Origin of the sequence: Dehalobacter sp. MCB1 (assembly GCF_003590275.1) — a bacterium.
Classification (GTDB): Bacteria; Bacillota; Desulfitobacteriia; order Desulfitobacteriales; family Syntrophobotulaceae; genus Dehalobacter.
Genome location: NZ_LXPC01000012.1, coordinates 106495 through 118909, shown reverse-complemented (window position 1 = coordinate 118909; position 12415 = coordinate 106495). Strand labels below are relative to the sequence as shown.

General features: G+C 46.1%; 14 protein-coding genes. 5 read left to right on the top strand and 9 right to left on the bottom strand.

Annotation, left to right across the window (positions count from 1 at the left end; all coding sequences use genetic code 11):
* The first annotated feature begins 267 nt into the window (after window positions 1–267).
* From A7K50_RS08450 to A7K50_RS08435, 4 genes are read left to right on the top strand one after another with little or no spacing between them, the layout of a single operon-like run.
* The gene (locus A7K50_RS08450) at window positions 268–813 is read left to right on the top strand and encodes a tryptophan transporter (protein ID WP_119775541.1); all 546 of its coding nucleotides are present in this window, start codon (window positions 268–270) and stop codon (window positions 811–813) included.
* A 48-nt stretch (window positions 814–861) separates the two neighbouring features.
* Window positions 862–1713, top strand: coding sequence for an ATP-binding cassette domain-containing protein (locus A7K50_RS08445; RefSeq protein ID WP_119775540.1), 852 nt, complete (start codon window positions 862–864; stop codon window positions 1711–1713).
* Window positions 1700–2500: an ABC transporter ATP-binding protein gene (locus tag A7K50_RS08440; protein ID WP_119775538.1), complete on the top strand. Its 801-nt coding sequence runs from the start codon at window positions 1700–1702 to the stop codon at window positions 2498–2500. The genes A7K50_RS08445 and A7K50_RS08440 overlap by 14 nt, the downstream gene beginning before the upstream one ends.
* Entirely contained in the window at window positions 2497–3258 is a 762-nt protein-coding gene (locus A7K50_RS08435; protein ID WP_119775537.1) for an energy-coupling factor transporter transmembrane component T, read from the top strand. The genes A7K50_RS08440 and A7K50_RS08435 overlap by 4 nt, the downstream gene beginning before the upstream one ends.
* 110 nt (window positions 3259–3368) lie before the next feature.
* Here the strand turns inward: A7K50_RS08435 and spoIID are convergent, their stop codons facing one another.
* The 3 genes from spoIID to A7K50_RS08420 form a co-directional block, all read right to left on the bottom strand.
* Window positions 3369–4304: a stage II sporulation protein D gene (gene spoIID, locus A7K50_RS08430; RefSeq protein WP_119775535.1), complete on the bottom strand. Its 936-nt coding sequence runs from the start codon at window positions 4302–4304 to the stop codon at window positions 3369–3371.
* Window positions 4305–4381: 77 nt separating this feature from the next.
* Window positions 4382–5632: a UDP-N-acetylglucosamine 1-carboxyvinyltransferase gene (gene murA / locus A7K50_RS08425; RefSeq protein ID WP_026156403.1), complete on the bottom strand. Its 1251-nt coding sequence runs from the start codon at window positions 5630–5632 to the stop codon at window positions 4382–4384.
* A 195-nt stretch (window positions 5633–5827) separates the two neighbouring features.
* Window positions 5828–6460: a hypothetical protein gene (locus A7K50_RS08420; protein WP_119775534.1), complete on the bottom strand. Its 633-nt coding sequence runs from the start codon at window positions 6458–6460 to the stop codon at window positions 5828–5830.
* Between the two features lie 194 nt (window positions 6461–6654).
* On the opposite strand from A7K50_RS08420, the gene A7K50_RS08415 reads away from it, so the two are divergent.
* Window positions 6655–6963 (top strand): metal-sensing transcriptional repressor, encoded by a 309-nt coding sequence (locus A7K50_RS08415; protein WP_026156401.1) that lies wholly within the window; start codon window positions 6655–6657, stop codon window positions 6961–6963.
* A gap of 79 nt (window positions 6964–7042) precedes the next feature.
* On the opposite strand, the gene A7K50_RS08410 is transcribed toward A7K50_RS08415, so the two are convergent.
* From A7K50_RS08410 to atpF, 6 genes are read right to left on the bottom strand one after another with little or no spacing between them, the layout of a single operon-like run.
* Window positions 7043–7444 carry a F0F1 ATP synthase subunit epsilon gene (locus tag A7K50_RS08410; protein ID WP_020492003.1) on the bottom strand — a complete coding sequence of 134 codons (402 nt, stop codon included), beginning with the start codon at window positions 7442–7444 and terminating at the stop codon, window positions 7043–7045.
* Window positions 7445–7446: 2 nt separating this feature from the next.
* Entirely contained in the window at window positions 7447–8850 is a 1404-nt protein-coding gene (gene atpD, locus A7K50_RS08405) for a F0F1 ATP synthase subunit beta (protein ID WP_119775532.1), read from the bottom strand.
* Window positions 8851–8887: 37 nt separating this feature from the next.
* On the bottom strand, window positions 8888–9736 hold the full coding sequence (atpG, locus tag A7K50_RS08400; protein ID WP_026156400.1) for an ATP synthase F1 subunit gamma: 849 nt from the start codon (window positions 9734–9736) through the stop codon (window positions 8888–8890).
* Window positions 9737–9754: 18 nt separating this feature from the next.
* Window positions 9755–11257 (bottom strand): F0F1 ATP synthase subunit alpha, encoded by a 1503-nt coding sequence (gene atpA / locus A7K50_RS08395; protein ID WP_020492000.1) that lies wholly within the window; start codon window positions 11255–11257, stop codon window positions 9755–9757.
* A 4-nt stretch (window positions 11258–11261) separates the two neighbouring features.
* Window positions 11262–11834, bottom strand: a complete 573-nt coding sequence (locus A7K50_RS08390; RefSeq protein WP_020491999.1) for a F0F1 ATP synthase subunit delta — start codon at window positions 11832–11834, stop codon at window positions 11262–11264.
* Entirely contained in the window at window positions 11828–12388 is a 561-nt protein-coding gene (gene atpF, locus A7K50_RS08385; RefSeq protein ID WP_020491998.1) for a F0F1 ATP synthase subunit B, read from the bottom strand. The genes A7K50_RS08390 and atpF overlap by 7 nt, the downstream gene beginning before the upstream one ends.
* Window positions 12389–12415 lie beyond the last annotated feature (27 nt).

The following is a 12415-nucleotide window of genomic DNA, read 5'->3' as shown; positions in this document are numbered from 1 at the left end:
TTTCTCCCGAGTATCTGAGACGAAGGCCTGCGTTAATGGCAGAAAATGTGTTGGCATTTTTGTAAGAGTGGATTTGTCCGTTTTGGACTAATCAATGAAGGTGGTACCGCAGATATTTATGTCTGTCCTTGTTTCGTAAGGACAGACTTTTTTATTTGCCATGGACGGCCTTATGCCGCGATGTCACGATTATACCAACTAAACACCGAAACCGCTGGCATGGGCGGCAAATGAAAAAAGAATAAATGTGCAGAAAGGATGCTTATCATGGAAAAAAGAGTCGTTCTTACCGAAAATAAAAAAGGGCTTACCGTATCAGATCTTCTCCTTATCGGCGTTTTGCTCGCAGCAGGAGCGGTACTCAAATTTTTTGTAGGCTCGGTTATTAACTTCGGCATGAAGCCGAACTTCATTATCGCGATGTACTGTCTGATTATCCTGCTTATTAAACCCCGTTTGCGCGAAGCGGCCATTATCGGGCTTCTGGCCGGTGCGATCTGTCAGTTCTTCCCGGGGCAGCCCTACATTAACTTTGCCAGCGAACTGCTTGGAGCGATTGCAATATCACTGCTTATTCTGATACCGATGAACATTGGTAAAATTTCTTTTAAACCAATTGTTGCCACATTTTTTTCTACCCTTGTCAGCGGTTTTTCGTTTGTTGGAATTATGTATCTGATGTATTACACCGGTGCAGATATTAAACCTACTCCGCTGGCAATCTTTCTGGCGATCATTTTTGGAACGGCAGCCATCAATGCAATCATTGTCCAAGTGCTCTATATTCCGTTGAAGCTTGCCCTTAAAAAATAAGAACCTTAAACCACTTTATCTGTTTTGTCGTGAAAGGACCATTACGCAATGATAGTAATCAACGATCTCACTTTTAAATATAAAGGCAGTCACCGCTCCGCCCTAAAAAATATTAACCTTCGTATTAACAAAGGCGACTTTGTAGGCATCATCGGAAGCAGCGGCGCCGGCAAGTCGACCCTGACCTACACACTGAACGGAATTGTTCCCCATCATTTCACGGGTGATTTTTATGGCAGTGTTATTGTCGACGATGTGGATACCGTTGAGGTTCATCCTGAACAGCTATCTTCTTTTATTGGCAGTGTATTTCAGGATATTGATGGTCAGATGGTAGCCTCTGTCGTTGAAGATGAACTACTCTTCGGGCTTGAGAACTTTGGCATACCGCGTGAAGAAATTGAAACCCGTGTAAATGAAGCCCTAGATACGATTGGGATCGCCGGTCTGCGATACCGCAGCATCCATACTCTATCGGGAGGACAAAAACAAAAGGTTGCTATTGCTGCTATCGTTGCGCTCCGTCCATCTGTCCTTCTTCTCGATGAACCTACCGGTGAACTTGACCCACAGAGCAGCATGCAAATTTTCCAGATGCTTCGGACGCTAAATAAAGATTATGGCATGACGATCATTGTCGTTGAACAAAAAATTATGCTTTTATGTGAGTACGTCAACCGGCTTGTTGTGATGCATGATGGAGAGATTCTGCATCAGGGACCTGTGCGGCAGGTACTCCAGAACAGTACAGACCTTGAACAAATCGGCGTCAATGTCCCCAGGATTGTGACCCTGGCCAACCTGCTGATCAACAAAGGACTTTACCACGGAGAACTGCCTCTGAATTTGGATGAGGCTGAGAAAATGGTAAATGAGGTGCTTAAGTATGATCATATTTGAGCATGTCAGTTTTACCTATGGCTCCAGCCCTGTAATCGGCGATGTTTCATTCCAGGTCAATAAGGGAGATTTTGCGGCTGTCATTGGCGAAAACGGTGCGGGTAAATCAACGCTCAGTAAGCTCTGCAACGGACTCCTGAAACCCTCAGCGGGACGGGTGACGGTCAACGGTAATGATACCCGAACGACACGCACCAGCAGCCTTGCTAAATTGATTGGGTTTCTGTTTCAAAACCCTGACCGCCAGATTTGCCAAAATACCATCCGCGGTGAAATTATGTTTGGACTCGAATGCGTGCTTGATGATGTCGACTTGCGCCAGGAACGCTGTGAAGACATGATCGGGCAATTCGGCTTAGACGGAAATGCCGACCCGTTCACGCTTAGCCGAGGCGACCGCCAGCGGGTGACACTGGCTTCTGTTCTAGCCTGTAGGCCAGAGGTGCTTATTCTCGATGAACCGACAACAGGGCTGGATTACAGTGAATGTACTCATATTATGAAGCTGATCCGGGAACTTAATGAGAATGGAACCACCATCATCATGGTCACTCATGATATGGAACTCGTCCAGGATTATGCCAAACGGGTGCTCGTAGTAAGCGGAGGAAAACTTCTCGGAGACGGCGATACCGCTGCGATGATGACCCATCTTGATATGCTGGCTGCCGCTTCCGTAGCTCCTGCTCAGATCCCTGCGCTCGCACTGCGTTTAGGCGAGCATTTTAAAAATATATTTACTGTCACGCAGATGGTGGAAAGAATTGAAAGCAGGTGCAAAAGATGACAGGCTTTTTAGATTATGTTCCCGGCAACTCCTTTTTGCACCGCCTTAATCCGCTGACCAAACTGCTACTTTCGCTTATTCTCTGTGTCTCATGCTTTATCAGTGACCTACATCTTTATGTAATCGCTATTATTGTGCTGAATTTGCTACTTGCTGCTTCAGCAGGTGTATTTAACCGTTCCATCCGAATGCTGAAAGCGTTGCTTAAATTTTCCGTGGTTCTATTTGTGCTACAGATCTTGTTCGTGAGAGATGGTATCGTCCTGCTGAGTCTTCCGCTTCATCTTATGATCACTGACAAGGGTTTATCGTTTTCGCTGCTATTTGTTTTGCGACTGCTTGCCGCGACAATGCCACTGGCGCTGATGCTCTCGGTCACCCCGATGAACGATCTTTCTAACGTGCTGGTGGAGCGGCTCAGGATTCCCTATAAATATGCGTTTGCGTTGATGACAGCCATTCGCTTTATTCCAATTTTTTCAAACGAAATGGCAGGTATCATGGAAGCGCAGACAGCCCGCGGCGTCGAATTCGATACGAAAAATTTCTTTAAGAAAATACGGCTTCTTCTGCCGCTGTGTGTACCGCTTCTAATTTCCTCCGTCAAACGGATTGAGGGTGGGGCGATCTCCGTTGAGCTTCGCGGCTTCTACTGTCGCAAAAAGGGCAGCGGGTATAAGTACTACGCCTTCAGATCAGGAGATTTTATATCCTTAGGGGCATCCGTATTACTCGTAACTTTGGCAGTCATTCTTTAGAAAGCTGGTTATAAAGGAAGACAGTCTCATTTAGTGAGTCTGTCTTCCCTTTACCAGTTAATACATCATTTAAAGTATGTATCTTTTGTCTACTGGCAATATACTTTTACTTAATAGATCTTCTCAAGTTTTGTCTCCAGATAATAGTGTCCCAAAATTTCAATGTACGATTCACCTTTTTGGGCCAGGTCATTGGCCCCGTATTGTGACATCCCGACTCCGTGTCCTTTGCCGTACGTTACAAACTCAATTTCTGTTCCGCGGATCTCCCATTCAAAATCGGTCGAGGAAAGCTGAAGCTTGCTCCGAAGTTGCGTTCCTTTGAATACTTTGTTTCTGACAGCCAGTGTTTTTATCCGACCGGCTTTCGTCCTTTCAACCAGGATAACATCACTGTCCGAAAACTTTTCCGGGATCTGGGTGAAACCAAGAAGCTGGTAAAATTCAGCACACTGAAAGATATGATGTTTGACGAACCGTAGCGGATCACTTTCCCCGGACGGCACATTTTTGAGATAATCCAGATCTGTGCTCCAAACGTCTCCAGCCCGTTCAGTTTTTTTTCGGCCGCAGCTGCTATAGAAAAACGCATTAATCATTTCTCCCTGAAACGTAATAACCTTACCTCGCGTAGCTTTAACCGCATCTGTGATCTTGCGCTGATATTTCCAGTAGTTGATGATTCCCCATTTTGTCCGCATTTCTTCGTTGGAATTCCAGGCCTGCGTATTGACAGTGGTGTCCACATCAAAGTCGCTGCCTTCAGTAGATGCCATACGTTTAAGTACATAGGTCCTGGCGGCAACAGCCTGGGCCTTTAACGCTTCTGTTTCAAACTCGGCTGGCATTTCGGCTGCAACTACCCCAATCAGGTATTTCTCAATGGGCATTGCTTTGATCTGGCCATCTGCAAGTTTGACCCTTACCTGCTTTCCCAGATCTTCCTGGTCTTTATCCCCAAACCAGCTGATAAGCACGGGCAGTATTCCTACAAAAAAGATAACGGCCATGACAGCGGCCGTTATTGTTTTCATTCTTTGACTCACGTTTTGGCCTCCTGCGCAGTACAAGCATATCCTATTTGTATGCACAGGAGGGCAACGATATGATACCAACGAGTTGGTTATTCTTCTTTCGTTATATTGGCGCCAATACCCTTTAATTTAATTTCAAGATATTCATAACCTCTTTCGATATGATGGATCTCTCTGATTTCCGAGGTGCCATTGGCCGTCAGCGCTGCCAGAACAAGGCCCGCTCCGGCCCGCAAATCACTTGCACTTACGGTAGCGGGATGAAGGTTCTCCACTCCCTGGACAATCGCACTTCTGCCCTCAATCCGGATGTCTGCACCCATTCTTTTCAGTTCTTCGACATGCATGAATCTGTTTTCAAAAACGGTCTCTGTAACCATTGAAGTCCCATGGGCCCGTGTAAGCATCGCCATGATCGGAGCCTGCAGATCGGTTGAAAACCCCGGATGCACTTGGGTCTTAATATCTACAGCATGATAGTTTCCTTTGCCAATGACTCTTATGCCATCATCTTCCTCTTTATATACTACGCCGGCTTCATCAAGTTTGGCCAAGAGCGAGGTCAAGTGAACTGGGATGACGTTCCGTACCAAGACTTCACCGCCGCAGGCCGCAGCCATCAAGATGTATGTTCCTGCTTCAATCCGGTCCGGGATGATTGTATGTGTGGTCCCATGGAGTTCTTTGACCCCTTCAATGTTGATGATATTCGTGCCTGCGCCGCGAATTTTACCACCCATTTCGTTAATAAAATTGGCGAGATCAACGATTTCGGGTTCCTGGGCAGCATTCTCAACAATGGTCGTGCCCTCCGCGTTTACAGCAGCCATCATGATATTTTCGGTTGCTCCAACGCTCGGAAAATCCAGATATATTCTTGCCGCTTTCAGTCTGGAGGCCGAAACGTCCAAAAAACCATTATCCATACGTACCTGGGCTCCCAACAGCTCCAAACCTTTAATATGCCAATTAATCGGTCTAGACCCGATTGCGCATCCGCCGGGATGAGAAATCCTGATTCTGCCCTTACGAGCAAGCAAAGGCCCCATAATAAATATGGATGCTCGCATTTTTGAGATAAGATCGTAAGGAGCCTCTATGTTTTCGATATCTCTTGTTTCAATATGTAATTTCTTGTTTTTTCTTTTAACCTTTCCCCCTAGAGATTCGATAACCTGCCCCATAACTTGAACGTCGAGCAGATCGGGGGCTTCTTCCAATACAATTTTATCTGAAGTCAGCAGACTTGCTGCAATAATCGGTAATATAGCGTTCTTCGCGCCGCTGACATCCACTTTCCCTTCTAATTCTCTTCCGCCTGTCACAACAAATTTGCTCAAATTATTGTCATCTCCTGACCTATTTCTAAACTACAATTATATCATGACCCAGTCTAAACAATCCAGTATCAATCATCCCATATCCGTTTTTCCATTTCAACAATAATAGTTCTTTTCTTCAGTTCTTTTTTCCTGCAAGCAGGAAAGAAAACTTATTCATACCACTGTCAATCTGGAAGTTATCATGTTCATATACTATACTTCCTCAAGGAGCGCCGGCAGCGCAAGTACAGTCCTTCCTCGGTTATCTTCGTATTTTCTGGTAACCGTCTGTATATTGATTGTATCCTTCCCGGCCTTAACACCCTGCCCTAATCCTTGGGTATAACCGGATAAAGCATAGAGCGATGGAATATCCGTTTTTTGAATAATGCTGATGGTGTTCATTTTAAAATAGCGTTGGATATCGATTTCCTGATCAACGCTTTCTTCAAGGTACACTTTTGTTTCCGGTCCGGATAATTGAAGGCCCAGCACTTCATACGTGTTGAGAGCATTAATTTCCTGGTCCTGATCAATTTCCAACTCTGCGCTGTACCGATAGGCCGTTCTGTTGGCAAAGTCGCTCAGGACAGTTTTATTCCACAGCAAGTCACTAGACTGCAAAATACTTTCTATTTCCTTCTGGCTATTGCTATCTTCCGTCCAGATAATATATTTGACACGGGCATTTTGGCAAGATGCAAGTCCTGAATGAAGAAGCAGAACAAGATCCTTGTCAGGATTGTTCTGGGCTTTCATGTTGCTGGCAATCCCAGCTGAAGATCCTGATAAGGCGATAATGATCAAGGATATGAACAAACAAAGCAAGGTCTTTTTTCCAGACACAATCTCTCACTCCAGCTTACTATTATTAGTTGTCATTCCTATCTATAATTAAAATGTCATCAACTTATTAATAGTTTGACCAAAGTGGAGATTCCCAAAACATACAAATTCTTTTAACTATGTCGCCTGAAGCCTTTTTATGGTAAGATGTTATATATGAATTTTCTGGCAACTTACTGAAGGGAGCTACTCCGATGGAAAATAATAGCCTTGATCGTACGAAACTACATACTCATACTCATATCCATCCAAACAAGAAAAATGTATTAAACCGCTTGGCCAGAATGATCGGTCATCTGGAAGGTATAAAAAGAATGGTTGACGATGAAGTCGACTGCAGTGAAATACTGATACAGCTGTCGGCTGTCCGCTCGGCACTTAACAACACTGGCAAAGTAATCCTAAGCGATCATATTAATCATTGTCTGATCCATGCCTATGAGGAAAACAATACCGAAGTCATCGATAAACTGAATGATGCTATTGATAAGTTTCTAAAATAAATGAGAAATAAATTAAGATCAGATAAGAAAAGGATGCAGCACTATGACCGCTGCATCCTTTTTTCACTTTAACCTGAGACTATTTTTCTGTTGCTTTGAGCCTAGCCACGGCTCTTTTTAAAGCAACTTCCGCTCTGAGTATGTCCGTCTCGGACTGTTTCTCGCTGATGCGTTTTTCGGCGCGCTCTTTGGCCGCTTCTGCCCTGGCAACATCAATGGATTCAGCAAGCTCGGCAGTATCAGCTAGGATCGTCACCTTGTTCTGGGCAACCTCCATGAAACCGCCACTGATCGCCATTTTTTCCACTTTGCCGTTTTGGGTATAGCGGATAACGCCGATCACCAGGTTGGCAATGAGTGGGGAGTGATTGGCTAGAATTCCGAGTTCCCCTTCTGCTCCGGGTGCAAGGACGAATTCAACTTCTGTATTCAGGACTTCGCCGGCGGGTGCCACGACAACAAAGTTAAACGTTCCAGCCATGGTTATACAGCTCCCAACTGTTTCGCTTTTTCAATCGCCTCTTCAATCGTACCGACATACCGGAACGCTTCCTCAGGCAGAGCATCGTGCTTACCTTCGCAGATTTCTTTGAAGCTCCGGATCGTATCTTTGACCGGTACATATTTGCCTTTCATACCGGTAAATGCTTCAGCAACGCTGAATGGCTGTGACAGGAAGATCTGAATACGGCGAGCCCGGTTAACGAGTAGCTTGTCATCTTCGCTTAGCTCGTCCATACCAAGGATCGCGATAATATCCTGAAGCTCTTTAAAACGCTGCAGGATCTTCTGCACTTCGCGGGCAACTTCGTAATGCTCCTGACCGACGATGTCCGGGGTCATGATCTGAGAACTGGAATCCAACGGGTCCACCGCCGGGTAAATACCCATTTCGGAAATCGCGCGAGAGAGAACCGTTTTGGCATCCAAATGTGCAAAGGCCGTAGCCGGCGCAGGGTCCGTCAAGTCGTCCGCAGGCACATAAATCGCCTGAACTGAGGTAATGGAACCCTTCTTCGTTGACGTGATACGTTCCTGCAGGTTACCCATTTCCGTAGCGAGAGTCGGCTGATAACCAACCGCCGACGGCATACGACCAAGAAGTGCAGACACTTCCGATCCGGCCTGGGTAAAGCGGAAGATGTTATCGATGAAAAGGAGAACGTCCTGTCCCTGTTCATCACGGAAAAATTCAGCTTGGGTGAGACCGGTCAGTCCTACTCTCAAACGGGCTCCGGGGGGTTCGTTCATCTGTCCGAACACCATGGTCATCTTGTTGATAACCCCGGATTCCTTCATTTCATTCCAGAGGTCATTCCCTTCACGGGTACGTTCACCAACCCCGGCAAATACGGAAATACCGCCGTGCTGGGTTGCAATGTTATTAATGAGCTCCTGGATGAGAACGGTTTTGCCTACGCCGGCGCCGCCGAACAGTCCGATCTTACCGCCTTTAGCATATGGTGCTAAGAGATCGACTACTTTAATCCCTGTTTCCAGCATCGTATCTGTGGTTTCCTGATCAACAAACGCAGGCGCTTTGCGGTGAATTGGAAATTGTAGTTCAGTTTTGACCGCGGGCAGATTGTCGATTGGTTCTCCTAAGACATTGAACATTCTTCCCAATGTTTCATTCCCGACACTGATGGTGATCGGTGCACCGGTATTCACGGCTTCTACACCCCTGGTCAGACCGTCGGTGGACGACATCGCTACACAACGTACGGTGTCGTTACCAAGATGCTGGGCAACTTCTAAAGTGAGTTTGGATTTCTTCGCTTCGTTTTGAATAATGATTGCGCTATTGATTTCCGGCAGGGCATCGGGATCAAATTCGATGTCAACAACCGGGCCCATAACTTGGATTACTTTACCTATTTTTGACACAAGCTTGCAACCTCCTTTGATAAGGTACGAAAAGCAGCTACTCCAAAGCCGCAGCTCCCCCTACAATTTCAGAAATTTCCTTGGTAATCGCCGCCTGACGAGCTCTGTTCATTATTAATGTCAACTTGCCAATCATTTCTTTGGCATTCTCCGTCGCTGAATCCATCGCCGTCATTTTTGCCCCCATTTCACTCGCCTTGCTTTCCAAGAGGGCGCTGAAAATCTGACTTTCAACATAGCTGGGGAGTAATTTTTCCAACATTTGCTGGGGTTCAGGCTCGAAGATATAGCTGCCACTGGCCTTTTCTGCGGATGGTTCAATCGGCAGTAATTTGATAGCGGTTGGTTCCTGAGACAGAACCGAAATGAATTTAGAATAAACGAGGTAAACCTCATCTAATTCGCCGCGGGTATATAACCCAATGACATCTTTAGCAATGCCTTTGGCTTGGCTATAATTGGGGCTATCACCCAATCCAGTAAACTGTGTAATGATTTCAATATTACGTCTGGTAAAAAAATCAATGCCTTTCCGGCCTACTGCTACCAAACCGGCTTGAACGTCCGTCTTTTCATCAAGCAGACTCCTGGTCATACGATTCAAGTTGGTATTAAATCCTCCGCACAGACCTCGGTCTGACGTTACAAGGATATATCCCACTTTCTCCACCGGACGTTTTTCCAGAAGCGGATGCCTTGCCTCCGCCTGGTTCTGAACAAGACGGGCTAGGACACTCTGAAGCTGTTTGGCATATGGGCGGGAAGCGATGACTTTTTCCTGAGACTTCCGTAATTTCGCGGCAGCTACCATCTTCATGGCTTTGGTAATCTGCTGCATATTAGCTACACTACGGATCCGTCTGCGAATATCGCGTACTCCTGCCACTTCATTCACCTACTCTTTCTAAGCTAAAAAGCCTTGCTTGAACTCATTGATGGCATCGCCGATTTCTTTCATGAGCTCGTTGGAAAGAGCTTTCTCCGTACGGATTTTCTCAGGAATCTGAGTCGTACGCATGAAGCGGAGAAGTTCCTGTTCGAATTCTTTCATTCTTTCCATTGGGACATCATCGATATAACCTTTCGTCGCCGCAAAGATGACGATGATCTGCTCTTCGACCGGCATCGGCTGATATTGTCCCTGCTTCAGGATCTCCATGGTTTTTTGACCGCGGTTAAGTCTGGCTTGAGTCGCTTTATCCAGATCAGATCCAAACTGGGCAAAAGCCGCTAATTCGCGATAAGATGCCAGGTCCAGACGGAGCTGACCGGCTACCTGTTTCATAGCCTTGATCTGAGCGTCTCCTCCAACACGCGATACCGAGATACCGACGTTGATTGCAGGACGGAAACCGGAAAAGAACAGGTCTGATTCCAAGAATATCTGACCGTCGGTGATGGAAATAACGTTCGTCGGGATATACGCAGAAACGTCACCGGCTTGAGTCTCAATGATCGGCAGCGCTGTCAGTGAGCCACTTCCCTTTTCTGGGGACAGCTTAGCCGCACGTTCCAGCAAACGGGAATGGAGATAGAAAACGTCGCCGGGATAAGCTTCACGTCCGGGCGGACGTTTCAACAAGAGCGACAGTTCGCGGTAAGCAACCGCCTGTTTGGAGAGATCATCATAGACCACCAGAACATGCTGACCTTTGTCCCGAAAATACTCACCAATCGCACAACCAGAATATGGTGCAATATAAAGCATCGGAGCCGGGTCGGAAGCTGTCGCCATGACAACGATCGAATATTCCATCGCGCCATGCTCTTCTAGCTTCTTCACAACACTGGCTACGGTCGATTGTTTCTGACCGATAGCCACATAAATACAGATACAATTCTGTCCTTTTTGATTAATAATGGTGTCTACGGCCAGCGCCGTCTTACCTGTCTGGCGGTCCCCAATTATCAGCTCACGTTGTCCGCGGCCGATTGGCACCATGGAGTCAATCGACTTCAGACCGGTCTGCAGCGGTTCGTTTACTCTTTTTCTGTCGACTACACCGGGAGCATCTGATTCTATCGGACGATATCCGGCTGGAACAATCTCCCCTTTGCCATCGACGGGCTGTCCAAGAACATTGACAACACGTCCGATTAATTTTTCTCCAACGGGAACCTCCACGATTCTACCGGTACGCTTGACCTGATCGCCTTCTTTAATGCTGGAATAAGGTCCCAGGATAACGCAGCCGATGTTGTCTTCTTCCAGGTTCATGGCCATCCCGTATATACCGCCGGGGAACTCCAAAAGTTCACCGGACATTGCTTTCTCCAAGCCATAGACACGCGCGATACCGTCGCCTACCTGAATAACGGTACCAACATCAACGACTTCGATGGCGGATTCATAACGCTCGATTTGTTGTTTAATAATAGAACTAATTTCTTCGGGACGTAAATTCATTCTTTTAGTTCACCCCTACTTCCTGCTGAGGTTTTAACGATGTTTTTTTCAATTCATCACGTATTTTAGACAATGCGGTTGTAATTGAGCCATCTATCACACGGTCTCCCACTTGAAGTTTGGCTCCACCGATCAATGTCGGATTTACTTCGGAAAGTAAACGAACATTCTTGCCAGTCGATCTGGCAATCATTTCTTTGAGTTTTTCCTCTTGCGCCGGAGTCAGTGCTGTGGCACTGGTAACTTTTGCTTCGATTAAGTTGCGTGCTTCATTGGCAAGACGTGCAAATTCACGCTGAACTAAACTGAGGAGATTCTGTCTCCTGCGATCAATCAACAGATAAACAAAATGACTGGTCATGTCAGAAACAGTGTCATCAAGTATCTTCGCCAGAACCTTCTTTTTGGTTTCTGCTTCAATATTGGGATGGTTCAGCAAAACTTTTAGCTCATTATTTTGGGCTACGGTTTCCGCCAAATCATGCAGTTCTTTATCGATTTGATCGAGGACAGACATCTCAACAGCTAATTCAAAAAGAGCCTGCGCATAACGATGTGCGAGAGCGCCGTTTAACATGGCCGATCCCCTACCTCTTGAATAAATTGTTCAATGAGAGCTTCCTGACCCGTTATATCCAGTTTTTGCCGAATGATTTTTTCAGCAACGGCTACGGACATATCGGCTACCTGGGCTTTGACATCAGCAATTGCCCTGTCACGTTCCCGTTCAATGTCGGCAAGGGCTGACTGTTTGATTTTCTCGGTTTCCTTACGAGCTTCCAAAATAATTTCTTCAGCACGCTGCTCGCTGCTTTTGGTAGCCTTCTCAATAATTTCCTGAGCTTGCTGGCGGGTCTGACGCATTTCCTGCTGATATTCCAGCCGGATTCTTTCGGCTTCTTTTCTTTCCTGTTCGGCTTGGGCCAAGTTATTTTCAATACCCTGACGGCGTTTTTCCATCATATTCATAATTGGTGTCCAAGCAAACTTTTTCAGGATCCAGACTAAAAGCAAAAATGAAAGAAGCTGAACAAAGTATGTGTAGTCAAAATGTAACGGGCTATTTGTCGTAGGACCAGCAGCAGCTGTTGAGGCAATCGAATTGGTAAGACCTATTACGAAGGGATTCAAGCGATATTCCCCCTCCTCTCTATTTTG

What these genes read in the sequence shown, in the direction of transcription:
- A7K50_RS08450 (WP_119775541.1), top strand. Translation starts at nt 268, where the DNA reads ATGGAAAAAAGAGTCGTTCTTACCGAAAATAAAAAAGGGCTTACCGTA.
- A7K50_RS08445 (WP_119775540.1), top strand. Translation starts at nt 862, where the DNA reads ATGATAGTAATCAACGATCTCACTTTTAAATATAAAGGCAGTCACCGC.
- A7K50_RS08440 (WP_119775538.1), top strand. Translation starts at nt 1,700, where the DNA reads ATGATCATATTTGAGCATGTCAGTTTTACCTATGGCTCCAGCCCTGTA.
- A7K50_RS08435 (WP_119775537.1), top strand. Translation starts at nt 2,497, where the DNA reads ATGACAGGCTTTTTAGATTATGTTCCCGGCAACTCCTTTTTGCACCGC.
- A7K50_RS08415 (WP_026156401.1), top strand. Translation starts at nt 6,655, where the DNA reads ATGGAAAATAATAGCCTTGATCGTACGAAACTACATACTCATACTCAT.
- A7K50_RS08410 (WP_020492003.1), bottom strand. Translation starts at nt 7,444, where the DNA reads ATGGCTGGAACGTTTAACTTTGTTGTCGTGGCACCCGCCGGCGAAGTC.
- atpA (WP_020492000.1), bottom strand. Translation starts at nt 11,257, where the DNA reads ATGAATTTACGTCCCGAAGAAATTAGTTCTATTATTAAACAACAAATC.
- A7K50_RS08390 (WP_020491999.1), bottom strand. Translation starts at nt 11,834, where the DNA reads ATGTTAAACGGCGCTCTCGCACATCGTTATGCGCAGGCTCTTTTTGAA.